The organism is Agromyces aerolatus (assembly GCF_031432255.1).
Lineage (GTDB): Bacteria > Actinomycetota > Actinomycetes > Actinomycetales > Microbacteriaceae > Agromyces.
This window is the reverse complement of record NZ_JAVKGQ010000004.1, coordinates 22076-46870: the sequence shown is the minus strand read 5'-3', so window position 1 is coordinate 46870 and position 24795 is coordinate 22076. Positions and strand designations below refer to the sequence as shown.

Genomic DNA, 24795 nt, shown 5'->3' with positions numbered 1-24795 from the left:
AGAGGGGACGGGTCAGAGTGCGCCGACGGCCGCCGCCTCCGCGGCGAGCCCGGCGCGGTACCGGTCGAGATAGCGGGCGAAGCCCGCGACATCCGCCGGGTCGGGTTCGGCGACCGTGACGGATGCCTCCGCGAACACCGTCCCGTCGAGGTAGTCGCCGAGCGCGGTCGGCGCCGACGCCGCGGCCGACGTGACGTACGACGCGAGCACGGCCATACCCCACGCGCCGCCCTCGGACGCGGTCGCTCCGACCGCGACCGGCGCGTCGAGCGCGCCCGCGAGGAAACGCTGCGCGACCCCCGCCGTGCGGAAGATCCCGCCGTGCGCGTACATGCGATCGAGCGCGACACCCTCGTCCGCGAGCACCCGCATGCCGAGCGCGAGCGTGCCGTAGACGCCGTACAGCTGGGCGCGCATGACGTTCGCGAGCGTGAGCCGGCTGTCGGGCGTGCGCACGACCATCGGACGGCCCTCGTCGAGACCCGCGATCGGCTCACCCGCGAGCGTGTTGTAGGCGATCACGCCGCCCGCATCCGGCTCGCCCTCGAGCGCCTCGCGGAACAACAGCTCGAACACCGTGTCCGGCGAGGCCGCGCTGCCGGCGAGCTCCGCGAAGCGCGAGAACACGCTCGCCCAGGCTCCGAGCTCGCTCGCACCGTTGTTGCAGTGCACCATGGCCACCGGGTCGCCGGCCGGCGTGGTCACCAGGTCGACCTCGTCGTGCGGGCTCGAGAGCGGGCGCTCGAGCACGACCATGGCGAAGATGCTCGTGCCCGCGCTGACATTGCCGGTCCGCGGCGCCACCGCATTGGTCGCGACCATGCCGGTGCCGGCGTCGCCCTCCGGAGGGGCCAGCACGATGCCGGGGCGCAGCACACCGCTCGGATCGAGCAACGCCGCGCCCTCGGCGGTCAGCTCACCCGCGGGTCGGCCGGCGACGAGCACCTCGGGCAGAAGCCGCTCGACGTGGAGACCGGGCGCACGATCGGCGACGAACGCGTCGAAGCGGGCGAGCAGGTCGCGGTCGTAGTCGGCGGTGCCGGCGCCGATCGGCGCGGCGCCGATCGGGAACATTCCCGAGGCGTCGCCGACGCCGAGCACCTTGCGGCCAGTGAGCCGCCAGTGCACATACCCCGCGAGCGTCGTGACGAAGTCGATCTCGGGCACGTGCGGCTCGCCGTCGAGCACCGCCTGCCCCAGATGCGCGATCGACCAGCGCAACGGGATGTTCACGCCGAACAGCTCGCTCAGCTCGGCCGCCGCCCGACCGGTCGACGTGTTCCGCCAGGTGCGGAACGGCACGAGCAGCTCACCGGCCGCGTCGAACGCCAGATACCCGTGCATCATGGCCGAGATCCCGATCGCGCCGAAGGTCTCGGGCTGCACGCCGTACCGCTTCCGCACGTCGGCGACCAGGTCGGCATAGGCCGCCCGCAGCCCCGACCACACGTCCTCGAGCGAGTAGGTCCACACCCGGTCGACGAACTCGTTCTCCCATTCATGGCCGCCCGACGCGAGGACGGTCGCCGGATCGTCGGACCGCACGAGGCAGGCCTTGATCCGCGTCGAGCCCAGCTCGATGCCGAGTGAGGTCCGGCCCGCGAGGATGGCGTCGCGGGCTGCGCCGTCGCGCTGTGCTGAGGAATTCATCGCCGGGCATCCCCCGCCTGGCCGTAGACGTTCTGGTAGCGGTCGTAGAGCCGGTCGATCTGCTCCTGCGGGATCGGGATCAGCGGGCCGGCCTCGCGCGCCAGGTGCACCGTGCGCGCCACGTCCTCGGCCATGACGGCCGCCTTCACCGCATCCTTCGCGTCGACCCCGATCGTGAACGGGCCGTGGTTCTGCATCAGCACCGCCCGCGACCGGTGACCCGACAGCGTCTCGACGATGCCGCGACCGATCGAGTCGTCGCCGATGATCGCGAACGGGCCGACCGGGATCGGGCCGCCGAACTCGTCGGCCATTCCCGTGATCACGCACGGGATCTCTTCGCCGCGCGCGGCCCACGCGGTCGCGTACGTCGAGTGCGTGTGCACCACACCGCCGACCTGGGGCATGTTCCGGTAGACGTACGCGTGCGCAGCCGTGTCGCTCGACGGGCTGCGGTCGGAGCCGGGCGAGCCCGGAATCACTCGGCCTTCGAGATCGCAGAGGATCATGTTCTCGGGCGTGAGGTCGTCGTACGACACGCCCGACGGCTTGATCACGAACAGGTCGGCGCCCGGCACCCGCCCCGAGACGTTGCCCCCGGTCCAGATCACCAGGCCGTACCGCGTGAGCTCGCCGTGCAACCGGGCGACCTCGGCTCGCACCGCGGCGATCGCCGCCTCGACCTCGGGGCTGAACGTTCGACCGGCTTCCATGAGACCCCTTCGGCAGTTCCGTTAGCGCTAACGGTTCTCGATGTTAGCGCTCACGGTTCGGTCGAGCAACCGCTGCCCGAGGCATCCGCCCGCCCCCTGACCCGCCACCCATTCCTTGCTCAGGAACGACGGAGCACCACGCCGGCGCGGCGCGCCCGCCGCGCCGGCAGGCGTCGCGATGTTCCTGAACACGGAACGCGGGACGGTTCGAGGGCGACGCGAAGCGGCCCCCGCTTCCCATCGGAAGCGGGGGCCGCGAGCGCGAACGCGCGAGACGGTGCGTGCTGCGCCGTCTTACTGTGCCGCGGTCACGATCTCGAGGAGGTTCGGGTTGTTGGCGTAAGCCTCAGCCGCGTTCTCCTTGGTGACGATGACCGGGTCGAGCAGGTACGCCGGGACGACCTTCACGCCGTTGTCGTACTGCTCGGTGTCGTTCACATCGACCTCTTCGCCCTTCTGGAGCTGCTCGATCATCTTGATCGTCTGCTCGACGAGGAGCGTGGTGTCCTTGTTGATGGTCGAGTACTGGATGCCCTCCATGATCGACTTGACCGACTCGACCTCGGAGTCCTGGCCGGTCACGGTGATCTTGGTGACGTCCTTGCCGGCCTGCTGGGCCGACGTGAGGATCGCGCGCGCGAGCGTGTCGTTCGGCGACAGGACGCCGTCGATCTCCTTGTCACCGTAGGTCGAGGTCAGCAGCGAGTCCATCCGGCTCTGCGCGTTCTCGGCCAGCCAGCCCTCGGTCGCGGTCTGCGCGATCTCGGTCTGCCCCGAGGCGACGACCAGCGTGCCGTCGTCGATCTTCGGCTGCAGCACGTCCATCGCGCCGTTGAAGAAGACGGCCGAGTTGGCGTCGTCGGGCGAGCCCGAGAAGAGCTCGATGTTCCACGGCGCCTCGTGACCCGAACGTGCGGCCAGGCCTTCGAGCAGTGCCTCACCCTGCAGCTGGCCGACCTTGAAGTTGTCGAACGCCACGTAGTAGTCGACGTTCTCGCTGTTCTCGAGGAGCCGGTCGTACGCGATGATCTTCACGCCCGCGTCAGCAGCCTGCTGGAGCTGCGTGCCGAGCTGCTTGCCGTCCTTCGCACCGATCACGATGACCTTCGCGCCGTTCGTGATCATGGCCGAGATCTGGTTCTGCTGCTCGGCGACGGTGTTCGACGCGGGGGCGTACTGCACGTCGGGCTTGAACCCGGCGTCACGCAGCCCCGACTCGAACAGGCCGCCCGCGAGCACCCAGTTCTCCGACGTCTTGTCGGGCAGGGCGACGCCGATCGTCGCGTCCGCGGCGAAGCCGCCTGCCGACTCTGAGCTTCCCGCGTCGGAGCCACCGCGCTCGCCGCTCGCGCAGCCGGCCAGCGCCAACGCTGCCGCCGCTGCCACGGCGGTTGCCGTCAAAGCGATTCTCTTCATCGATGTGTCACTTTCTCTCTTGGTTGGTGAGACGAATCGGCGGGTGCGCTCAGTCGCGCACGACGTCGGCCGGCTGGCTCGTCTCGTTCGTCCCGGCCGTCGGCACGACGGCGGGAGCTTCGGGGGCGGCGGTCTCGAGGCGTGCCTGACGGCGACGCGACCAGATCCCGAGGATGGACGGGCCGCCGCTGCGCTTGCTCAGCACGTCGACGCCGACCGCGAGGAGCAGCACGAGGCCCTTGATGATCGACACGAAGTCGGCACCGACGCCGAGCAGCTGCAGGCCGTTGTTGAGGAACGCCATGACCAGGCCACCGATGATCGACCCGATGACGGTGCCGATGCCGCCGGACACCGCCGCGCCGCCGATGAAGACCGACGCGATCGCGTCGAGCTCCCAGCCGTTGCCGTCCTGCGGGCCGGAGGCCGTCGATCGGGCCACGAAGATCATGCCCGCGAGCGAGGCGAGGACCGACATGTTCATCATGACGAAGAAGTCGATGCGCCGGTCCTTGACGCCCGAGAGGGTCGCCGCGAGCCGGTTGCCGCCGACCGCGTAGATGTGCCGGCCGAAGATCGTGCTGTTCGTGATGAACGAGTAGAGGATCACGAGCACGACGAGGATGATGCCCGAGATCGGGAAGCTCGTGCCCGGCCGGCCCGTCGCGAAGAGCCACGCCGCCCAGAGGATGACGCCGGCGAGCACGACGACCTTCACGATCGAGACCCAGGCGGGTGCCATGTCGGAGCCCGTCTTCCGTTGCTGCGCCCGGATCCGCAGCTCGTTCCACACGATCCAGGCGGCGCCGAGCAGGCCGAGCACCATCGTGAGCACGTTGAAGTTCAGGGGCACGGCCAGCTCGGGCAGGTAGCCGGCGCCGATCTTGCCGAACTCGGGCGGCACCGGCACGGTCGTCGACTGGCCGACGACCTGGTTGGCACCGCGGAAGATGAGCATGCCCGCGAGGGTCACGATGAACGCCGGAACGCCGACGTAGGCGACCCAGAAGCCCTGCCACGCGCCGATCGCGACGCCGACCAGCAGGCCGATGACGATGGCGAACGGCCACGGCACGTTCCAGTCGGCCATGGACTTCGCGACGACGATGCCCGTGAACGCCGCGACCGAGCCCACGGACAGGTCGATGTGGCCCATGATGATGACCATCACCATGCCGATCGCCAGGATCAGGATGTACGAGTACTGGTTGACGACGTTGATGAGGTTCGTCGGCGAGAGCGTGAGCCCGTTCGTCATGATCTGGAAGAAGACGATGATGACGATGAGCGAGCCGAGGATGCCGAACTGGCGCAGGGTCGACTGGCCGCCGCCGAACACCTTGCGGATATCGGCGAGTCCACCGCTCTTCTTCTTCGGGCTGGTGTCGGTCGCGCTGGTCATGCGATTGCCTTCTTCTTGGCGGAGGTCATGCTGCGCATGAGGTTCTCCGGGGTCGCTTCTTCTGCGGGGATGTCGTCGGTGATCTGGCCCTCGAAGACCGTGTAGATGCGGTCGGCGATGCCGAGCAGCTCGGGAAGCTCACTCGAGATGAGGATCACGCCCTTGCCCTGCGCCGCGAGCTTCTGGATGATCGTGTAGATCTCGTACTTCGCCCCCACGTCGATGCCGCGGGTGGGCTCGTCGAGGATGAGCAGGTCGGGGTCCGTGAACATCCACTTCGCGAGCACGACCTTCTGCTGGTTGCCGCCCGAGAGTTTCGAGACGCCGGCGTCGACGCTCGGCGTCTTGATGCGCAGCTGCTTCCGGTAGTCCTCGGCGATGCCCGCCTCACGCGTGTCGTCGACCACGCCGCGCTTGGCGATCTTCGAGAGCTTGGCCGAGACGATCGATCGCTTGATCGTGTCGAGCAGGTTGAGCCCGAGCACCTTGCGGTCCTCGCTCACGTACGCGAGCCCGTGGTCGATCGCGGCCTCGACGTCTTTCAGGACGATCTCTTTTCCATCCTTGACGATGGTGCCCGACAGGTAGTTGCCGTACGAGCGCCCGAACAGGCTCATCGCGAGCTCGGTGCGGCCGGCGCCCATGAGCCCGGCGAGCCCGACGATCTCGCCGCGACGCACGTGGAAGCTCGAGTTCTTCGCGACGAGTCGCTCGGGCGCCTGCGGGTGCTGCACGGTCCAGTTGCGGACCTCGAAGAAGACCTCGCCGATCTTCGGCGTGCGGTCGGGGTACCGACTCTCGAGGGACCGGCCGACCATGCCGCGGATGATGCGGTCCTCGTCGACGCCTCCCGCGCGCACGTCGAGCGTCTCGATCGCGCGGCCGTCGCGGATGATCGTGATCGAGTCGGCGATCTGCTCGATCTCGTTGAGCTTGTGGCTGATCATGATCGAGGCGATGCCCTTGCCCTTGAGCCCGAGGATCAGGTCGAGGAGGTGCTGGGAGTCGTCTTCGTTCAGGGCCGCGGTGGGCTCGTCGAGGATGAGGAGCTTGACGTTCTTCGCGAGGGCCTTCGCGATCTCGACGAGCTGCTGCTTGCCCACGCCGAGGTGCTTGATCTGGGTGTCGGGGTTCTCGTCGAGGCCGACCCGGGCCATCAGGTCGATCGCCTCGCGCTTGGCCTCGACCCAGTCGATGCGGATGCCCTTGGCCACCTCGTTGCCGAGGAAGATGTTCTCCGTGATCGACAGCTCGGGGATCAGTGCGAGCTCCTGGTGGATGATCGCGATACCCGCGTGCTCGCTCGCCCGGATGTCCTTGAACTCGACCTTCGCGCCGCGGAACCAGATCTCCCCGGTGTAGGTGCCGACCGGGTAGACGCCCGAGAGCACCTTCATGAGGGTGGACTTGCCCGCCCCGTTCTCGCCGCAGATGGCGTGGATCTCACCGGCCTTCACGGTGATCGACACGTCGGAGAGCGCCTTGACGCCGGGGAACTCCTTGGTGATCGAGCGCATCTCGAGGATCGGCGGCTGGCCGGTCTCGGGCGAACGCAACGTCGGGCTCACAGTTGACCTCACTGTCGATGGGGACGAATCTGACGCATCGATGTGTCGGCATGTGACCGTTCACATCGGAGACCATCGTGCATCTCGGCCGGTCGGGTGTCAAGTCGATCGGAGACGCTTTTCCAAGCGATGCCAATCCGATACCGTCGGCGGCCGAGGCGGCCCGCCGGCGCGGCCTGCCGACGGCCGGACATCAGCGGACGGCGCGCACCGCCAGGGGTGACGCCGTCGACTCGCGGATGACCAGCCTGGGCTCGATCACGGCGCCGAGCGCCGTGGGTTCCTCGCGCATCTCGGCGAGCAGCAGGGCCATCGTGCGGCGGCCGAGCTCGGCGAAGTCCTGATGCACCGTGGTGAGCGGCGGCCAGACGTGCGGTGCGACCGGAAGATCGTCGAAGCCGACGACGCTCACGGCTCGCGGCACGTCGAGCCCGGCGTCCCGGAACCCGTGCATCACCCCGATGGCCATCAGGTCGTTCGCCGCGAAGACCGCCGTGAAGTCGCGACTTCGCGCGAGTTCGCGGCCCGCGAAGTAGCCGAAGTCGGCGGTCCAGTCACCGAGGATCGGGGGCCTCGTGGGCAGGTCCGCGTCGGAGATGGCGTCGAGGAAGCCCTGCATGCGGCTCTCGGCCTCGATCCAGTCGCGCGGGCCCGCGAGATGCACGATCTCGTGATGACCGAGCTCGATCAGGTGCTCGGTCGCTATGCGGGCGCCCTGCACCTGGTCGGCGGCGAGCTCGGTGCGCAGCGCACCGGTCGCCGACTGCAGGCTCACGAACGGCACGCCGAGCGAGAGCTCGGCGAGCACGTTGAAGACCCGCACCTGCGGGGCGATGACGACGAGCCCCTCGATGGCCTGCTCCATGAGATGCTCGACCGCCTCGACGATGGCCTCGGGCGTCGTGCCCGCCAGATTGGCGGTGTTCACCCAATACCCTTCGCGACGTGCGGCGTCCTCGATCGCCGCGACCGACGACGATGGGCCGTACTCGCCCGTCGTGGCCATGAGCACGCCGATCGTGCGGGAACGGCTCGTGACCAGGGCGCGGGCGGCCCGGTTTGGGCGATATTGCAGGGTCTCCATGGCCTGGAGCACGCGCTGCTTCGTCTCGGGGCGGATGCTCGGGTGCTGGTTGAGCACCCGCGAGACCGTCTGATGCGACACCTCAGCAAGGCGCGCGACATCGCGAATGCTCGGCATTCGCCCTCCATCAGACTCAGGCATCTTCCGCGACCGTTCGAACTGGAGATGTGCACGTTCACACGCGGCGCCTCCATTATGCACGCGCTGGGCGACCGGCCGCGCATCGATGACGCGACGGATGCCTCGCGGCTCAGCCGTTGGGCACGCCCGGCGGACGTACGCGGCCCGCCACGAACAGCGCGACGAGCGCCACGACGACGGTGACGGTGAACTCCGGGTAGTACCAGTCGAACGCGAACGCGCTCGCGACGAGCGCGGTGACCGCGATCGACACCGACGCGCCGAGCGACTCGCCGATGGTGAGCGCTGAGCTGTTGAAGCCCTGTTCCCGTTTCGGCGACAGCTCCAGCACCGCGACCGAGAACCTCGGGTACATGAATCCCATGCCGAACCCGGCGATCGTCCAGGCGGCGAACCCGATCGCCGGATGCCACGCGAACACCGAGCCGCCGAGCACGACCACGAGGGCGACCAGCAACAGGCCACTGCCGATGCGGACGATCCGCGTGTTCGGGACCCGGTCGAGCCGTCCCTGCAACCAGCTCGCGATCGCCCAGCTCACGCCCGCACCGGTGAGCACGGCGCCCGCGAGGCTCGGTCGCATCTCGTACGTGTCGCGGAAGAACGCGGGCAGGTAGACCTCCGTCGCGAAGAACGCGGCCGCGACGATCGCCCGCATGAGCACGGTCGCAGGCAGGCCGCGCCGCCCGCTCAGCGTGCCCGGTGGCAACAATGGACGAACCGCGATGAGGACCACGACGATCGCGACCGGTGCGGCGATCCAGCGCCACGGGTCGCCGAGATCCTTGGCGAGCCCGAGCCCGAGGGCTGCGCCCGCCGCGAGCAGCGACCAGAGGATGCGACTGGCGCTCCAGGGGACATCATGGTCACCCGCGAGCTCGTGCCGCGCCCGCGCCAGCGGCATCAGCACCATGACGCTGATCGGCAGCGCGAGCACGGCGACGCCGAGGAACACCCAGTGCCAGCTCGTGGCCTCGGCGACCAGGCCGGCGAGCGTCGGGCCGATGATCGACGGGATCACCCAGGCCGCGGCGAATCCCGCGAACACCCGCGAACGCAGACGCTCGGGGTAGATCCGCGCGACGATGACGTAGAGCGGGACGATCACGGCGGCGCCCGCGAACCCGTGCACGAACCGGCCGATGACGAACACGACCATGGTGGTCGCCGTGCCGGCGATCACCACGCCGATCAGCCAGACGATCGCCGAGGCGATGAGCGGGGCCATCGGACCGCCGCGATCGGACCAGTTGCCGGCGATCACCATGCCGACGACGCCGGCGGCGAGCGGGATCGCGAACGCCACGGCGAACAACGACCAGCCGTCGAGATCGTCGGCGATGAGCGGCATCACCGTCGTCACCGCGAGCGTCTCGAACGCCGCGAGGAAGACCAGCGCGAACATGCCGAGGCTCAGCCAGCGGAACCGGGCCGAGAACACGCCGTCGGCGCGCGGCGCGTCGCCGTCGGCGCGCGGCTCACCGGCTTCGGCGCCGCTCGCGGCGTCCGACTCACGTGGCGTGGCTCCGGTCACACGCTCGACTGTATGACGTCGGAGGCGGACGACGTCAATCCTGACGCGCGCCGCGCGGGCTCACATCTCTTCGTGGGAATCGGGGTCGCCGTCCCAGAGGCGCCCGCGTTCGAGCGATGAGATGGCCTCGACGTCCTCGGGCAGGAGCTGGAACCCGAACACGTCGAGGTTGCTGCGCCGCCGTTCGGCGTCCGCTGACTTCGGGATCGGGATGGACTCGAGCTCGACGTGCCAGCGCAGCACGAGCTGCGCGGGCGTCACCCCGTATCGTGCGGCGAGCTCGGTGATCACGGGCTCCTGCAGGAGCTCGGTGCGCTTCGCGAGCGGGCTCCAGCTCTCGGTGCGGATGCCGTACTCGTCGTGGAACGCGCGCAGCGCCGTCTGAGGGTAATACGGGTGCAGCTCGACCTGATTGACGACTGGCATGAGTCCGGTCTCGTCGAGCAGGCGGGTGAGCATGACCTCGGTGAAGTTCGAGACGCCGATGGAGCGCACGAGCCCCTTCTCACGCAGCGTGATCATGGTGCGCCACGTCTCGACGTAGCGGTCGACGCTGGGATTCGGCCAGTGGATGAGGTACAGGTCGACCCACTCGACCCCGAGTCGCCGCCGCGACTCCTCGAAGCTCGCGAGCGTCTCCTCGGTGCCGTGGTGCCGGCCCGGCAACTTCGTGGTGACCACGAGATCGGAACGGTCGACGCTCGTGCGACGGAGCGCCTCCCCCACCGCGGCCTCGTTGCCGTAGTTGTAGGCGGTGTCGATGAGGCGGTAGCCGTCGTCGATCGCCGAGAGGATCGCCTCGACCCCCGGCTCGTCATCGAGCCCGTACGTGCCGAGGCCGAAGGCGGGGATCCGATTGCCGTCGCGCAGCGCGTACTCGGGAACGGTCATTGCTCCATCCTCACCCACAGCGGGACCGGATGCCACATCGCCTCGCGCGTCGGCCCGAGACGACGGCTCGGACACGGCAACACAAACCCGACGACTCAGACACGACGCTCGACGCCGCGGCGGCGGCGCGCGCGGCGCACCACGGTGACGGCGACGGATGCCACGGCGAGCGCGAGCGGCACCAGGAGGTTCTGCCAGGCGAGCACGAGCAGGCCCGCCGTCATGGCCGTCGCGACGACCGCGAGCCACCAGCCGACGCTCCAGCGGCGCAGCAGCAGGGTCGCAGCGAGCATCCCGGCGGCATAGATCGCGACCATGTTGCTCGTATGGATCAGGATGAACGCGGTCAGGTCGAGCCGGTTGAGGAGCATGAGCCCGAAGTAGACGACGATGAGCGCGCCCGTCAGGGCGAGCGACCGGCGCGGGATCTCACCGTCGGCGGCCCCCTTCGCGAGGAACCGGGGCAGGTCGCCGTCGCGACCGAGGGCCGCCCCGAGCTTGCCGAACGCCGGAAGGTAGGCGTTCACGACACCCAGGCTCACGATTCCCGCCACGATCGCGACGAGCACGGACCCGATACCGGGAGCGGTGGTCTCGACGAGCGCGAGCAGCGGCACCTGGCCCTCACCGGCCCGCTCCCCGAGCACGGCCACGGTCACGAACTGCAGCGACAGGTAGCCGACTCCGACGATGACGATCGCGATGGCGGTCGCGATGGGGATGGTGCGGCGCGGGGTGCGGAACTCGCCCGCGATGTGGGTGCCGACCTCCCAGCCCGCGAACGCCCACACGAAGAGGCTGATCGCGAGGCCGACACCCGCCCATCCGTGCGGCAGGAACGGTTCGAAGTTCGCCGCGTCGACCGCGGGGAAGGTGGCTGCGACGACACCGATCACGACCGCGAGCAGCAGGCCCGTGAGCACGAACTGCACCCAGCCCGCGATGCGGACGCCGAACCAGTTGGCGACGAACGGCGGGATGAACAGTGCGAAGCCGATGATCGGCACGGCGGCCCGGTCGACGCCGAGCACGGCCACGACGTACTCGCCGCCGAGGATCGCGACGACCGGTGCGCCGACGCAGACCCCGAAGAAGAACCAGTAGCCGGTCATGCGCGCGGCGGTCGGACCGAGCGCGCGCCGCACGTAGCTGGCCACGCCGCCCGCATCGGGGTACCGCGCCGCGAGTGCCGCGAACGTGCCGGCCAGCGGCACCGAGAGGACGAGGACGGCCGCGACGGCGACGATCGAGGCCGGCCCGGCCGCCGCCGCCGCGAGCCCGGGCAGCACGAGGATGCCCGTTCCGAGCACGCTCGCGACGTACAGCGCGGTCCCCTGACCGAGGCCGAGCGTGCCACGCGCTGTCCCCTGCGCGCGCCCGTCGACGTTCGGCGCTGAGGCCCCGGCATCCGTTCGCGAGCTCACCCGCCCAGTCTGGAGGACGCCGGCCGGCGCTCGCGCACCCCTGGACGTCGATGTCCGAAAACATCCTGCCAACGCTCCCCCGCTGGTCGAGCAGGGAACGCCAGCGACCGTATCGAGACCCCGCGACCCGGCCTCGATACGCCGCGCTCCTCGACCGACGGGACCTACAGGCGCGCGAGCGCGGCGTCGATGTCGGCGAGCAGGTCGTCGACGTCCTCGATGCCGACCGAGAGGCGCACGATGGACTCGGGGACCTCGGCCTCGGTGCCGCGCACCGAGGCGTGCGTCATCGACCAGGGGTGGTTCACGAGCGACTCGACGCCGCCGAGGGACTCGGCGAGCTGGAACAGCTCGGTTGACTCGGCGAAGCGGCGCGCCGCCTCGCCGCCGCCGGCCAGCTCGATCGAGAGCATGCCGCCGAAGCCCGACATCTGACGCGCTGCGAGCTCGTGCCCGGGGTGCGAGGCGAGCCCGGGATAGAAGACGCGCGCGACGCCCGGATGGCCGGCGAGGCGCTCGGCGATCGCGAGCGCGTTCTCGCTATGGCGCTGCATCCGGACCGCGAGGGTCTTGATCGCGCGTGAGGTGAGGAACGCGTCGAACGGGCTCGAGACCGCGCCGGCCGCGAACTGCGTGAAGCCGGCCCGCTCGGCGAGCTCCTCCTGTCCGGCGGCGAAGACGAGTGCGCCCCCGATGAGGTCGGAGTGGCCGCCCAGGTACTTCGTCGTCGAGTGCACCACGACGTCGGCGCCGAGCGCGATCGGCTGCTGCAGCGCCGGGCTCGCGAACGTGTTGTCGACGACCGTGAGCACGCCGGACTCCTGGCCGAGCTCGGCGAGCGCCGCGACGTCGGAGATCTTCATGAGCGGGTTGGAGGGCGTCTCGACCCACAGCACCTTCGTGGTGCCGAGCTCGATGGCGCCGCGCACGGCGTCGAGGTCGCTCGTGTCGACGGTCGAGTGACGGATGCCCCAATCGCCGAATATCTTGCGGATCAGGCGGTGCGTGCCGCCGTAGACGTCGTTGCCGATCACGACGTGGTCGCCGGGGCGGAGCACGGTCCGGAGCAGCGCGTCCTCGGCCGCGAGACCCGACGCGAACGAGAGGGCGCGGATGCCGCCCTCGAGCGACGCGAGCTGCGTCTCGAGCGCCGTACGTGTCGGATTGCCGCCACGGGAATACTCGTACCCGCCGCGGAGCCCGCCGATGCCGTCTTGGACATACGTCGAGGTGAGGTACACCGGGGGGATCACCGCGCCGGTCGTGGGGTCGAAATCCTGACCGGCGTGGATGGCGCGGGTCGCGAAGCGTGCGTCGTCGTCGTGCATGGTGGAGCCTTTCACTTCGGTGGCGGCGGGGCCGCCGAGCCGGGCCGGCCGGTCGGCGGGCCGGTGCCGGCCTGAGTCAGTGGGAGAGATAGGTGAGCAGGTCGGTGCGCGAGATCACGCCGACCGCCTTGCCGCCGTCGGTGACGAGCAGCGCGGGTGACCCGGTGAACGCCGAGCGCGCGGTCGCGACCGGCTCGTTCACGCCGATCAGCGGCAGCGGCTCGTCAATGACCGTCGCGACCTGGTCGGTGAGCTTCACTTCGCCCGAGAAGACCTTGCCGAGCAGGCCCTCCTCGCCGAGCGAGCCGAGCACCTCGCCGAGGACGACGGGCGGTTCGGCGGAGAGCACCACGAGCTGCGAGACGCCGGTCTCGGTCATGAGGTCGATCGCCTCGCGCACCGTGTCCTGCGGGTGCACGTAGACGAGCGGGGCCGTGCGGTCGGCCTTGGCCGACACGACGTCGGCGATCGTGTGCCCCTCCGGCGCATTGCCGAAGCCGTACGCGCGCATCCACTTGTCGTTGAAGATCTTGCCGAGGTAGCCGCGGCCGCTGTCGGGCAGCAGCACGACGAAGACGTCGTCGGCCGACGCATTCGCGGCCGCCTTGAGCGCAGCGACGACGGCCATGCCGCTCGACCCCCCGACGAGGATGCCCTCTTCGCGGGCGAGGCGACGCGTCATGGCGAAGGACTCGGCGTCGGTGACCTCGATGATCTCGTGCGGCACGGCGGGGTCGTACGCCGCCGGCCAGAAGTCCTCGCCGACGCCCTCGACGAAGTAGGGGCGGCCGGTGCCGCCCGAGTAGACCGAACCCTCGGGGTCGGCTCCGATGATCCGCACGCGATCGTCGGAGACCTCGCGCAGGTACTTCCCGGTGCCCGAGATCGTGCCGCCCGTGCCGACACCGGCGACGAAGTGCGTGACCTTGCCGTCGGTGTCGCGCCAGATCTCGGGACCGGTCGTCTCGTAGTGCGAACGCGGACCGTTCGGGTTGGCGTACTGGTTCGGCTTGAACGCGCCCGGGATCTCGCGCGCGAGCCGGTCGGACACGCTGTAGTACGACTCGGGGCTGTCGGGCGCGACCGCGGTCGGCGTGACGACGACCTCGGCGCCGTAGGCGGTGAGCACGTTGCGCTTGTCCTCGCCGACCTTGTCGGGGCAGACGAACACGCAGCGGTAGCCGCGCTGCTGCGCGATGAGCGCGAGACCGACGCCCGTGTTGCCCGACGTGGGCTCGACGATCGTGCCGCCCGGCTTCAGGAGGCCCTCGGCCTCGGCGGCGTCGATGATGCGCGCCGCGATGCGGTCCTTCGACGAACCGCCCGGGTTCAGATATTCGAGCTTCACCAGCACCGTGGCATCCGTCACGCCTTCGGTGACGTGACGGAGCTTGACGAGCGGGGTGTCGCCGACGAGGTCGGTGATGGACTCTGCGTACTTCATGCGGTGTTCATTCCTCTGGTGGAGTGCGCGGACCGAGCGAGCGGATACGACGGCGCGACGCGCGGGGAAGGGGTCGCCTACTCAGCGAGGGCAACACAGCAGGGAGGAGCTCACCCGCCCAGCCTAACCCGTCGGCGCGGGACGCTTCGCCGTGCGGGCCGAGCCCTTCGCCGGGAAGAGCGTCTCGGATTCCTCGAGCGACATGCCGTTGGTCTCGGGCACCTTCCAGAACACGAACACGAACGACAGCGCCGCGAACGTCGCGTACAGGCCGTACGTGAACAACAGCGAGATGTCGCCGAGCACCGGGAAGGTGACCGTGACGGCGAAGTTCGCGAGCCATTGCGCGGCGGCCGCGAGCCCGAGCGCCCGCCCGCGGATGCGGTTCGGGAAGATCTCGCCGAGCAGCACCCAGACGAGCGGGCCCCACGAGGCGCCGAAGAAGACGACGAACAGGTTCGCGGCGACGAGCGCGATCGGCGCCCACGCGCCGGGCAGCGTGACCTCGCCGCCCACCTCGACCGAGTTGGCGAACGCGAGCGCCATGGTGCCGAGGCTCACCGTCATGCCCGCGGAGCCGATGAGCAGCAGCGGGCGCCGGCCGACGCGGTCGACGAGGGCGATGGCGATGAAGGTCACGACGATGTTCGTGACCGACGTGATGACGCTGATGGTGAGCGAGTCGGACTCGTCGAACCCGACGGCCTTCCAGAGCGTGGTCGAGTAGTAGAAGATCACGTTGATGCCGACGAACTGCTGGAACACCGACAGCAGGATGCCGATCCAGACGATGCCCTTCAGCCCGAGCACCGGGCCGCGCAGCGCGCCCTTCGTCTGCTTCGCCTCGGCGTCCTCCTGCATCGAGGTGCGGATCTCGCCGAGCGAGCGGTCGACGTCGGTCGGCTGGATGCGGGACAGGATCCGCCTCGCGTCGTCCTCTCGGCCGGCCTTCATGAGGAAGCGCGGCGACTCGGGCAGGAACAGCGCGATCACGCCGTAGACGATCGCGGGGACGGCGCACGCGAGGAACATCCACCGCCAGGCTTCGAGCCCGAACCAGAACGGCTCGCCAGCCCCACCGGCGGTGTTGGCGAAGATCGCGTCGGAGAGCAACGCGGCGAAGATGCCGAACACGATCGCGAGCTGTTGCAGCGATGCGAGCCGCCCGCGCGCACGGCGCGGGGAGATCTCGGCGATGTACGCGGGGGCGACCACCGAGGCGATGCCGATGCCGAGCCCGCCGACGAGCCGCCAGATGATGAGGTCCCACACGGCGAACGCGAAGCCCGACCCGATCGCGGACACGAGGAAGAGGATCGCGCCGATCACCATGACCGGGATCCGGCCGTACCGGTCGGCGAGCCGTCCCGCGAGCTCGGCGCCCGCGGCGCACCCGAGCAGCGCGCTCGCGACCGCGATGCCGGTCCACGCCGCCGAGAGGTCGAACTCGGCCTGGATCGCATCGACCGCACCGTTCACCACGGACGAGTCGAACCCGAACAGGAAGCCACCGACCGCCCCCGCCACGGCCAGCCAGATCACGCGCGCGTTCAACCCGCTGCCGCGCCCCGCTTCCGCCGGATCGATGACCCCTCCGGACACCCCGCCCGCGCCGCGCGCATCAGCCATTCCGCTCCCCCTCCGTCGTCGGCTCGTCGAGCCTACTCCCGGCCCCGCGCCCAGCCGCGGATTGCGGCTCAGCAGGAATGCAGCGGGTTCACAGGTGGTTACGGTCGGATGATTCTCAGCACCCCCCGCAGAAATCGTTCCCCTCCGAATGGAAGGTCCCCCTCCGTGAGCGCCACGCCTCGCCAGACCGGCTCCGACAAGCCCCTCTCCACGAAGCAGCAGCGCGCCGCGGAACGCGAGCGCAAGCTCGAAGCCTTCCGCAAGAAGGAAGCGCGCAGCAAGCGCAACCGGAAGCTCGGCCTCATCGGCGCGATCGTCGGCGTCGTCGCGATCGCGGGCCTGCTGGTCGCGTCGATCGTGTTCGCCCCGCGCCCCGCGACGTACGCGGGCGGCGGCACGGGCACGGGCGCCGACATCGAGGGCGTCGAGCTGTTCGAGAACACCTCGAACCATGTCACCACCCCGGTCGACTACGCGCAGACGCCGCCCGCCGGCGGGGAGCACAACCCCGCGTGGCTGAACTGCGGCGTGTACACCGAGCCCGTGCCGAACGAGAACGCCGTGCACTCGCTCGAGCACGGTGCCCTCTGGGTCACGTACGACCCGTCGCTGTCCGAGGAAGAGCTCGCGACGCTCCGCTCGAAGCTCCCCTCGAGCTACGTGATCCTGTCGCCGTTCGAAGACCTCCCCTCGCCCATCGTGGTGAGCGGCTGGAACTCGCAGCTCCAGGTCGACGAGGCCGACGACCCCCGCATCGAGGCGTTCTTCGAGGAGTTCTGGAAGAGCAACCTCGTGCCCGAGCCGGGCGCGCTCTGCTCGGGCGGCGTCGACGGCCCCGGCAAGGCATGACCCCACCCGATGGCGGTGCGACCGGGCACGGCGAGGCCGCGTCCGGGGCGAGTGAGCCCGACGCGACCGCCGAGCACGCGCACGACGTGCCCGGCCCGGCCCCGCGCGGCCGCCGGCTCGCCGTCCTGGTCGCCGCCGGCATCGCCATCGTGGTCGTCGCCGTCGTCGCGTTCTCGATCGGCCGGCTCTCCTCGCTGGGCGTCGCGACGCCGAGCGACCGCAGCGCCGACGCCGGCTTCAGCCGCGACATGCAGGTCCACCACCTTCAGGGCGTCGAGATGGCCATGATCATCCGCGGCATCTCCGACGCCGACGACATGCAGCACCTGTCCTACGACATCGCGACCACGCAGGCGCAGCAGGCCGGGCAGATGTACGGCTGGCTCGAGGAGTGGGGCCTCTCCCAGTTCAGCGCCGAGCCGATGGCGTGGATGGCCGCCGAAGGCGGCCACGCGCACGGCTCGACGGCGACGGATGCCACGGACGGGGCGGATGCCACGGACGCCGTCATGCCGGGCATGGCCACGCCCGCGCAGATGCAACAGCTGCGTGACTCCACCGGCGTCGAGGCCGAGCGGCTCTTCCTCGAGCTCATGATCGCCCATCACCTCGGCGCGGTCGAGATGGCGGAGGCCGCGCAAGAGCTCGCGGATACCCCCGTCGTGCTGCGCCTCGCCGACTCCGTCGTGCAGAGCCAGGAGGCCGAGATCTCCCTCATGGAACGCATGCTCGCCGACCGCGGACCGTTGGTCGAGTAGTGAGCTCCAGCGAGCGTATCGAGACCGGGTGCGAGGTCTCGATACGCGTTCGACTTCGTCGCCCGCTACTCGACCGACGGTCGGGCCGCCCGCTACTCGACCAGCGGGACGGGCTCGGGGCGGTCGGCCTGCTCGCGGTACAGCGACGCGTACACGCCGCCCGCGGCGATGAGCTCGGCATGCGAGCCCTGCTCGACGATGCGGCCGGCGACGACCACGAAGATGACGTCGGCAGCCACGACCGTCGACAGCCGGTGCGCGATCGCGATCGTCGTCCGGCCGCGTGAGGCGTCGTCGAGGGCCTGCTGCACGACCCGCTCCGAGATCGTGTCGAGCGCGCTGGTCGCCTCGTCGAGCACCAGCACCGGCGGGTCCTTCAGCAGCACGCGCGCGATCGCGATGCGCTGCTTCTCGCCACCGGACAGACGGTACCCGCGCTCGCCCACGACGGTGTCGTAGCCGTCGGGGAACGACGAGATCGTCTCGTGGATGTTCGCGGCGCGAGCCGCGGCCTCGAGCTCGGCATCCGAGGCATCCGGCTTGGCATACCTGAGGTTCTCCGCGATCGACGCGTGGAACAGGTACGTCTCCTGACTCACGATGCCGATGTGCGAGACCAGCGAGGCCTGCCGCAGCTCACGCACGTCGACCCCCGCGAACCGCACCGTGCCGCTCGAGACCTCGTACAACCGCGGCACCAGATACGACACGGTCGTCTTGCCCGCCCCGGACGGCCCCACGAACGCCGCATACTGCCCCGGCTCGATCGTGAACGACACGTCGTCGAGGGTCGGCCGGACCTCGTCCGTGGCATCCGGATACCGGAAGGACACGTCCTCGAACTCGACCCGCCCGAGCTCGGGCCCCGCGGGCACGTCGCGCGCCGCGCGCGCATCGGTGATCGCGGGCCGCAGATCGAGGTACTCGAAGATGCGCGCGAACAGCGCGCTCGAGGTCTGCAGGTCGAGGGCCACCCGCATGAGCCCCATGAGCGGGAACAGCAGCCGCGCCTGCACGGTCGTGAACGCGACGATCGTGCCCGCCGAGACATCCGCCGACCCGCCCGTGATCAGCCAGCCCGACGCGAGGTACACGATCGCGGGGATCGACGACATGAAAATGTTCACCATCGCGAAGAACCACTGGCCCGTCATCTGCTGCTTGACCTGCAGGCCGATCTGGTTGCGGTTCTCGTCCGCGTAGCGGTCGATCTCGCTCTGCTGCCGCGTGAAGCTCTTCGAGAGCAGGATGCCCGAGACGGACAGCGTCTCCTGCGTGATCGAGGTCATCTCCGACAGCGACTCCTGCGTCTTCGCCGCGACCCTGGCGCGAACCTGGCCGACCCGGCGCTGCGCGATGACCATGACGGGCAGCAGCACGAGCGCGATCAGCGTCAGCTGCCAGTTCAGCAGCAGCATCGCGATGAACGCCGAGATGACCGTCACGGTATTGCCGAGGACGCTCGACACGGTGTTGGTGAGCACCGATGCCACACCGCCCACGTCGTTCTGCAACCTGCTCTGGATCACGCCCGTCTTGGTGCGCGTGAAGAAGCTCAGCTCCATGGACTGCAGATGGCTGAACAGCCGCACCCGGAGCGCGCCCATGACCTTGTTGCCCACGGTCGCGGTCAGCCACGTCTGCCAGACGCCGAGCAGTGCCGACACGACGAACACCAGGATCATGAGGCCGACCAGCGCCGCGAGCACCGGCAGGTTGGGGCCCTCGACCTCACCGTCCGGGGCGACCGGGAACAGCCCGTCGTCGAACGCACGCTGCGTGAGCAGCGGCGGCACGATGCCGAGCGCCGCACCGACGAGCACCAGCACGACCGTCGTGGCGAGCGCGACCTTGTGCGGCGCGAACAGCTCGACGATCCGCCGCAGCAGGTGCGGGATCTTCGGCGCCTCAGCGTTCTCGGCGCGCTGCGCCGCGGGATCCGCGTTCGAGATCCGCGTGCGCGGTTTGCCGAACCTGCCCGACTGGCCGCCGGGCGCATTGGTGCTCACCGCTTCACCATACGCCCGGCCGCAGGCGCGCCCGCTCGGCTTGACGACGCGCTCGCTGCCCGCCGAACCGGCCCGGCACGCCCCTCGCTACCCCTTCGTCGAGCCCGCCAGCAGGCCGCGCACGAAGTACCGCTGAAGCGAGAAGAACACGATCAGCGGGATCACGATCGAGATGAACGCCGACGCCGTGAGCAATTGCCAGTCTTGACCTCTCGTGCCGACCAGCTCCGCCAATCGCTGGGTGAGTGGCGCGACGTCTTGCGTCCCGCCCGAGAAGATCAGGGCGACGAGCAGGTCGTTCCAGACCCAGATGAACTGGAAGATGGCGAACGACGCGATGGCGGGCGTCGCCAGCGGCAGCACGATCCGGAAGAAGACCTGCCCGTGCGTCGCGCCGTCGACGCGCGCGGCTTCGATCACGTCTGACGGGATCTCGGAGATGAAGTTGTGCAGCAGGAAGATCGCGAGCGGCAGGCCGAACATCGCATGCGCGAGCCACACCGGGGCGTAGTTCTGCTCGGGGATGATCGGCACCACGTCGTGCAGCCAGGCCTGCATCGGACGCAGCCAGGTCGAGAAGATCTGCAGCAGCGGCACGAGCGCCATCTGCAGCGGCACGATCTGCAGCGCGAACACGAAGATGAACAGCCAGTTCACCCACTTGAACTTGATCCACGCGAACGCGTATGCGGCCATCGACGCGAACACCAGCGGGATCAGCGTGCCGAGCAGCGCGATGGCGATGGAGTTGACGATGTACGCGCCGAGCTGCGGCGAGGACGACGAGGTCGACAGCAGCACATCGGCATAGTTCTCGAGCGTGAAACCCGGGTTCTGGAAGATCGTCCACCAGCCGGTCTCGCGGATCAGCTCGGCCGGCCGGAACGACGAGATGAACAGCCCGAACGTCGGGATGGTCCAGAGCACCGCGATGACGAGGGCGACCACGGTCGCCGTCCGTGACGTGAGGCGTTTCTTCACCCGCCCGGCTTTGGTTCCCGACGTCGCGTACTCGGTCTCCTCCGCGGCTTCGATGGATCCCAGGTTCTTGCCGACCGGGAGATCGGCCGGGGCGACGCTGCTCATCGGATCTCCCTCTGCTTCCTCAGGACGTTGACGTTGTAGATCACGATGGGCAGCACGAGCACGAACAGGATGAGCGCGAGCGCCGATCCCCGCCCGACCTCGCTCGCACGGAATGCCTGCGTGTACATCTCGTTCGCGATGACCGAGGTGTTGAAGTTGCCCGCCGTCATCGTGCGCACGATGTCGAAGACCTTCAGGGTGGCGATCGAGATCGTCGTGATGACGACCACGAGCGCGCCGCGGATGCCCGGCACGGTGACGTTCATGAACCGCTGCCAGCCGTTCGTGCCGTCGAGCTGTGCGGCCTCGATCTGCTCGGTCGGCACGCCCTTGATGGCCGCGGAGAGCAGCACCATAGCGAAGCCCGTCTGGATCCAGATCATGACCACGATGAGCAGGAGCGTGTTGATCGGGTCGGTCTGCATCCACTGCACGGGCTCCCCGCCGAACGCGACGACGATCGCGTTCAGCAGACCGATCTGCTCGCGCTCGCCCGACCGGTACTCGTAGACGAAGCGCCAGATGACACCCGCGCCCACGAACGAGATCGCGATCGGCATGAACAGCACGACCTTGAAGTACCGCTCCCCCCGTGAACGGTCGATGAACACGGCGTACGCGAGCCCGATGACGGTCGAGAACGTCGGAACGAGCAGCACCCAGACGATGGTGTTCACGAGCGTGCGCAGGGCGCTCGGCTGCGTGAACGTCCAGATGAAGTTGTTCCACGTGAAGTCGCCGCCGTCGGTCTGGAACGCGAGGATCGCGGTGCGGATCGCCGGGTAGACGAGACCGATCACGATGAACAGCATCGCGGGGAGCAGGAAGCCCGCGAGCTGCCAGTAGTCGCGGCCCTTCTTCGGCGCCTTGTCGATGAAGAAGATGAGGAGGCCGACGACCGCCGCGAAGACGGCGAGCCCCATCACCACCTGCAGGATCTTGCCGATGAGATCGGCCGTGGTCATCGTGCCTCCAGTGTTCGTCGTTGAACGCAGTCTTCGTTGAGGTCCGCCGTCGTGAAGCCGGGGTGCCGAGGGGCGGGGCCTTTCGAACCCCGCCCCTCGATCATGCGGTGCCGCCCGAGTGCGGGCACAGCGACTCGCGGATCAGCTGGCGGGCCAGGCCGCCTCGATGGTGTCGAGCGTCTGCGCGGTGTCCGCGCCGGTGACCCACGAGACCATGCCCTTCCAGAACGCGTCAGCGCCGACGGCGCCCGGCATCAGGTCCGACCCGTCGAACCGGAACGTCGTCTCGGGATCCTGCAGGATCTCGATCGACTGCACGAGCAGCTCGCTCGACGCGTTCTCGGGGTCGACGCCCGTGTTCGCGCTGATGACGCCGCCGAGGCTGACCCGGTTGTTGGCCCAGGTATCGCTCGAGAGGTACGTGCGCACGGCCTCGACCTCTTCGGCGTCGCGGAACGCGACGGGGAACTCGCCGCCGCCGGTCACGGCCTGCGGGTCGTCGGCGTTCACCGGCGGCATCAGGAAGCCGAAGACATCGCCGTCGGACGCGACCGTGACCTCGTCGCCGCCCTCGGGGTTCCAGAAGGTCTCGTAGAACGAGGCCTGGTGGTGCAGCGAGCACTGGCCGTCGAGGATCGGCAGACCTGCGGTCTGGAAGGCCTCCGTCACGATCGTGGAGACATCGCCGATGCCGCCGTTGACCATGTCGTTGCTCTTCAGGATCGCACCTGCGGCATCGAACGCCTCCGCGACCTGCGGGTCGTTGAACGGAATGCCGTGCGTGACCCACTGGTCGTACACGTCGGCGCCGTGCAGGCGCAGCATGTAGTCCTCGATCCAGTCGGTACCGGGCCAGCCGGTCGCGTCACCTGACTCGAAGCCGACACACCAGGGCTTGTGGTCGCCCTCGTCGGCAATGGTCTGCGAGAGCGTGGTCAGCTCGTCGAGCGTCTTCGGGATCTCGTAGCCCTTCTCCTCGAACTCGCTCGGCGAGTACCAGATGTACCCCTTGATGCTGGCCATCAGCGGCGCGGCGTAGAACGTGCCGTCCGCGGTTCCGTAGGTCTTCCAGTCCTCGGACCAGAACTCGTCGACGTTGGCTTCGACGCCCTCCGAGGCCGGGATCAGCCAACCGCCCGCGGCGAGTCGTTGCAGCAGACCGGGCTGCGGCACGATGCCGATGTCGGGCGCGTTGCCGCCCTCGGCGAGCACCGCGATCTGGGCTTCGAACTCGCTCGAGCCCTGGTAATCGATGTTGATGCCCGTACAGGTCTCGAAGTCGGCCCAGGACTCGTTGAGTCGGTCGGCCTCGAGGTCGAGGATCGTGCCGCTGATCGTGACGTCGGCATCCTCGAAGGTGCCGTACGTCTCGTAGTCGGCGCAGTCGACGTCGGCCGCATCCTCGTTCGCGATGTCGCCCGTGCAACCGGTGAGGGCCAATCCGACCGCGGCGGCGCCCGCGACGGGGATCAGCCAACGGCGATGCCGTGTGAGTCTCATGTCGTCTCCTCGTTGAGTGCGTGAGTGCAGGATGTGGCCGCGGGTGAACCCGGAACCGATTCCAGCCCCCACGGTAGGACACACCCGAGACCGGGCACAACCCGTCGACGGTTACGATCCGGCCACCGATCTCCGATCGCCCCAGTATTGGCTGAGAGCGCGACCACATGGTCAACGGATGCTCCGGCCGAGGCGGCGGCTTCGTCATGGAACCGGTTCCACTCCGAAGCATCCGGACACTACACTCAGCACCGGAACCGCCCGAAGGAGGGAGGCGCTCGATGCCCGCGATCGGCGATGTCGCGCGCCTGGCCGGCGTCTCCAAGGCGACCGCGTCGCGGGCGCTCTCCGGGCGCGGGCACGTCGCGCCCGACACGCGCCGGCGCGTGGAGGCCGCAGCGGCCGACATCGGCTACATCGCGTCGCCCGACGCCGCGAGTCTCGTCACCGGCCGCACGAAGAACGTCGGCGTCGTGATCCCGTTCGTGAACCGGTGGTTCTTCGGCGAGGTCCTCGAGGGCGTCGAGCGCGCCCTGCTCGCGGCGGGATACGACCTCACGCTGTACAACCTGCCGCCCTCCGGGCCGGAACGCGAGCGCGTGTTCGACTTCTTCCTCGCCAGGAAACGCGTCGACGCGGTGCTCGCCGTCGGCGTGGACCTGGTCGCGCACGAGGTCACGGCACTCGACCGACGGGACAAGCCGCTCGTCTGCCTCGGCGGCAGCGGAGCGGGCGACACCCGACTCGCGGTCGACGACCGCGCGGTCGGCCAGCTCGCGACCGAGCACCTGCTGCACCTCGGACACACGCGCATCGCGCATCTTGCGGGCGCCGGGTCGGCGGCCGCGCCGCACAGCGTGCCCGGCGCGCGCCGTCGCGGGTTCGCCGAGGCCATGGTGGCCGCCGGACTCGAGGCGACCGACGTCGTCGAAGCCGAGATGAGCCTGCCGGGCGGCTACGCCGCGGGCCTCCAGCTGCTCGGTCACCCGGGACGCCGCCCCACGGCCGTGTTCGCCGCCTCGGACGAGCTCGCGTTCGGCCTCATGCGCGCCGCCGAGCGGCTCGGCATCTCCATCCCTGCCGACCTGTCCGTGATCGGCATCGACGGTCACGAGTACGCCGAGCTGTTCGGCCTCACGACCATCGCCCAGGAGCCGGGAGACCAGGGCCGGTCGGCCGTCGAGGTCGTCCTGCGGCTGCTCGGCGAGGGCGACGAGGCCGACCCGCTGCCCGACTCCGGCGCCCCGCTGCCCACGCGCTTGATCGTGCGCGCGAGCACGACCGCTCCCCCGCGCTGAGCCGTGTTCGGGGCGGACGGGGCCGCGGCCGCACCCACGTCCCGCTTCCGGTTCCTTGCGCAGGAGTTTCGGTGACTCGCTCGGCGCGTCGAACCGCGACACGCCG

At 69.4% G+C, this 24795-nt stretch carries 19 protein-coding genes; 3 read left to right on the top strand and 16 right to left on the bottom strand.

Going from position 1 to position 24795, the window contains the following annotated elements; translation table 11 throughout:
• Positions 1–12: 12 nt before the first annotated feature.
• From RH864_RS06700 to RH864_RS06645, 12 genes are all read right to left on the bottom strand, one after another.
• On the bottom strand, positions 13–1650 hold the full coding sequence (locus RH864_RS06700) for a xylulokinase (RefSeq protein WP_310516754.1): 1638 nt from the start codon (positions 1648–1650) through the stop codon (positions 13–15).
• The gene (locus tag RH864_RS06695) at positions 1647–2363 is read right to left on the bottom strand and encodes an L-ribulose-5-phosphate 4-epimerase (protein ID WP_310516753.1); all 717 of its coding nucleotides are present in this window, start codon (positions 2361–2363) and stop codon (positions 1647–1649) included. The genes RH864_RS06700 and RH864_RS06695 overlap by 4 nt, the downstream gene beginning before the upstream one ends.
• Before the next feature lie 294 nt (positions 2364–2657).
• On the bottom strand, positions 2658–3779 hold the full coding sequence (locus tag RH864_RS06690; protein WP_310516752.1) for a substrate-binding domain-containing protein: 1122 nt from the start codon (positions 3777–3779) through the stop codon (positions 2658–2660).
• A 49-nt stretch (positions 3780–3828) separates the two neighbouring features.
• Complete coding sequence (gene mmsB / locus RH864_RS06685; protein WP_310516751.1) at positions 3829–5181, bottom strand: multiple monosaccharide ABC transporter permease; 1353 nt, start codon at positions 5179–5181, stop codon at positions 3829–3831.
• Complete coding sequence (mmsA, locus tag RH864_RS06680; protein ID WP_310517039.1) at positions 5178–6698, bottom strand: multiple monosaccharide ABC transporter ATP-binding protein; 1521 nt, start codon at positions 6696–6698, stop codon at positions 5178–5180. The genes mmsB and mmsA overlap by 4 nt, the downstream gene beginning before the upstream one ends.
• Before the next feature lie 244 nt (positions 6699–6942).
• Positions 6943–7950 (bottom strand): LacI family DNA-binding transcriptional regulator, encoded by a 1008-nt coding sequence (locus RH864_RS06675; protein WP_310516750.1) that lies wholly within the window; start codon positions 7948–7950, stop codon positions 6943–6945.
• Between the two features lie 133 nt (positions 7951–8083).
• Positions 8084–9508, bottom strand: coding sequence for an MFS transporter (locus RH864_RS06670; protein ID WP_310516749.1), 1425 nt, complete (start codon positions 9506–9508; stop codon positions 8084–8086).
• A 60-nt stretch (positions 9509–9568) separates the two neighbouring features.
• Positions 9569–10399 (bottom strand): aldo/keto reductase, encoded by an 831-nt coding sequence (locus tag RH864_RS06665; RefSeq protein ID WP_310516748.1) that lies wholly within the window; start codon positions 10397–10399, stop codon positions 9569–9571.
• A 95-nt stretch (positions 10400–10494) separates the two neighbouring features.
• Positions 10495–11823 carry an APC family permease gene (locus tag RH864_RS06660; RefSeq protein ID WP_310516747.1) on the bottom strand — a complete coding sequence of 443 codons (1329 nt, stop codon included), beginning with the start codon at positions 11821–11823 and terminating at the stop codon, positions 10495–10497.
• A 164-nt stretch (positions 11824–11987) separates the two neighbouring features.
• Positions 11988–13151, bottom strand: coding sequence for a cystathionine gamma-synthase (locus RH864_RS06655; protein ID WP_310516746.1), 1164 nt, complete (start codon positions 13149–13151; stop codon positions 11988–11990).
• Positions 13152–13227: 76 nt separating this feature from the next.
• Positions 13228–14595, bottom strand: a complete 1368-nt coding sequence (locus tag RH864_RS06650) for a cystathionine beta-synthase (protein WP_310516745.1) — start codon at positions 14593–14595, stop codon at positions 13228–13230.
• A gap of 123 nt (positions 14596–14718) precedes the next feature.
• Positions 14719–16224, bottom strand: coding sequence for a sugar porter family MFS transporter (locus tag RH864_RS06645; protein WP_310516744.1), 1506 nt, complete (start codon positions 16222–16224; stop codon positions 14719–14721).
• 165 nt (positions 16225–16389) lie between these two features.
• On the opposite strand from RH864_RS06645, the gene RH864_RS06640 reads away from it, so the two are divergent.
• Both RH864_RS06640 and RH864_RS06635 read left to right on the top strand, forming a co-directional pair.
• On the top strand, positions 16390–17073 hold the full coding sequence (locus RH864_RS06640; protein WP_310516743.1) for a DUF3105 domain-containing protein: 684 nt from the start codon (positions 16390–16392) through the stop codon (positions 17071–17073).
• A complete protein-coding gene (locus RH864_RS06635) occupies positions 17070–17831 on the top strand; it encodes a DUF305 domain-containing protein (RefSeq protein WP_310516742.1) in 762 nt (253 codons plus the stop codon). The genes RH864_RS06640 and RH864_RS06635 overlap by 4 nt, the downstream gene beginning before the upstream one ends.
• 92 nt (positions 17832–17923) lie before the next feature.
• On the opposite strand, the gene RH864_RS06630 is transcribed toward RH864_RS06635, so the two are convergent.
• The 4 genes from RH864_RS06630 to RH864_RS06615 all read right to left on the bottom strand — a co-directional run bounded on the left by RH864_RS06630 (position 17924) and on the right by RH864_RS06615 (position 23391).
• The gene (locus tag RH864_RS06630; protein WP_396129952.1) at positions 17924–19840 is read right to left on the bottom strand and encodes an ABC transporter ATP-binding protein; all 1917 of its coding nucleotides are present in this window, start codon (positions 19838–19840) and stop codon (positions 17924–17926) included.
• Between the two features lie 87 nt (positions 19841–19927).
• The gene (locus RH864_RS06625; protein ID WP_310516741.1) at positions 19928–20926 is read right to left on the bottom strand and encodes a carbohydrate ABC transporter permease; all 999 of its coding nucleotides are present in this window, start codon (positions 20924–20926) and stop codon (positions 19928–19930) included.
• Positions 20923–21891 carry a carbohydrate ABC transporter permease gene (locus RH864_RS06620; protein ID WP_310516740.1) on the bottom strand — a complete coding sequence of 323 codons (969 nt, stop codon included), beginning with the start codon at positions 21889–21891 and terminating at the stop codon, positions 20923–20925. The genes RH864_RS06625 and RH864_RS06620 overlap by 4 nt, the downstream gene beginning before the upstream one ends.
• Positions 21892–22032: 141 nt before the next feature.
• Positions 22033–23391: an ABC transporter substrate-binding protein gene (locus tag RH864_RS06615; protein ID WP_310516739.1), complete on the bottom strand. Its 1359-nt coding sequence runs from the start codon at positions 23389–23391 to the stop codon at positions 22033–22035.
• 281 nt (positions 23392–23672) lie between these two features.
• Between RH864_RS06615 and RH864_RS06610 the strand changes: the two genes are divergently transcribed.
• A complete protein-coding gene (locus RH864_RS06610; protein ID WP_310516738.1) occupies positions 23673–24689 on the top strand; it encodes a LacI family DNA-binding transcriptional regulator in 1017 nt (338 codons plus the stop codon).
• The last annotated feature ends 106 nt before the right edge of the window (positions 24690–24795 follow it).

Excerpts from the sequence above, each read along its gene's own strand:
- RH864_RS06655 (WP_310516746.1), bottom strand. The coding sequence starts at position 13,151 with ATGCACGACGACGACGCACGCTTCGCGACCCGCGCCATCCACGCCGGT.
- RH864_RS06610 (WP_310516738.1), top strand. The coding sequence starts at position 23,673 with ATGCCCGCGATCGGCGATGTCGCGCGCCTGGCCGGCGTCTCCAAGGCG.
- RH864_RS06615 (WP_310516739.1), bottom strand. The coding sequence starts at position 23,391 with ATGAGACTCACACGGCATCGCCGTTGGCTGATCCCCGTCGCGGGCGCC.
- mmsA (WP_310517039.1), bottom strand. The coding sequence starts at position 6,698 with ATGCGCTCGATCACCAAGGAGTTCCCCGGCGTCAAGGCGCTCTCCGAC.
- RH864_RS06695 (WP_310516753.1), bottom strand. The coding sequence starts at position 2,363 with ATGGAAGCCGGTCGAACGTTCAGCCCCGAGGTCGAGGCGGCGATCGCC.
- RH864_RS06625 (WP_310516741.1), bottom strand. The coding sequence starts at position 20,926 with ATGAGCAGCGTCGCCCCGGCCGATCTCCCGGTCGGCAAGAACCTGGGA.
- RH864_RS06650 (WP_310516745.1), bottom strand. The coding sequence starts at position 14,595 with ATGAAGTACGCAGAGTCCATCACCGACCTCGTCGGCGACACCCCGCTC.
- RH864_RS06635 (WP_310516742.1), top strand. The coding sequence starts at position 17,070 with ATGACCCCACCCGATGGCGGTGCGACCGGGCACGGCGAGGCCGCGTCC.
- mmsB (WP_310516751.1), bottom strand. The coding sequence starts at position 5,181 with ATGACCAGCGCGACCGACACCAGCCCGAAGAAGAAGAGCGGTGGACTC.
- RH864_RS06700 (WP_310516754.1), bottom strand. The coding sequence starts at position 1,650 with ATGAATTCCTCAGCACAGCGCGACGGCGCAGCCCGCGACGCCATCCTC.
- RH864_RS06690 (WP_310516752.1), bottom strand. The coding sequence starts at position 3,779 with ATGAAGAGAATCGCTTTGACGGCAACCGCCGTGGCAGCGGCGGCAGCG.
- RH864_RS06645 (WP_310516744.1), bottom strand. The coding sequence starts at position 16,224 with ATGGCTGATGCGCGCGGCGCGGGCGGGGTGTCCGGAGGGGTCATCGAT.
- RH864_RS06665 (WP_310516748.1), bottom strand. The coding sequence starts at position 10,399 with ATGACCGTTCCCGAGTACGCGCTGCGCGACGGCAATCGGATCCCCGCC.
- RH864_RS06620 (WP_310516740.1), bottom strand. The coding sequence starts at position 21,891 with ATGACCACGGCCGATCTCATCGGCAAGATCCTGCAGGTGGTGATGGGG.
- RH864_RS06675 (WP_310516750.1), bottom strand. The coding sequence starts at position 7,950 with ATGCCGAGCATTCGCGATGTCGCGCGCCTTGCTGAGGTGTCGCATCAG.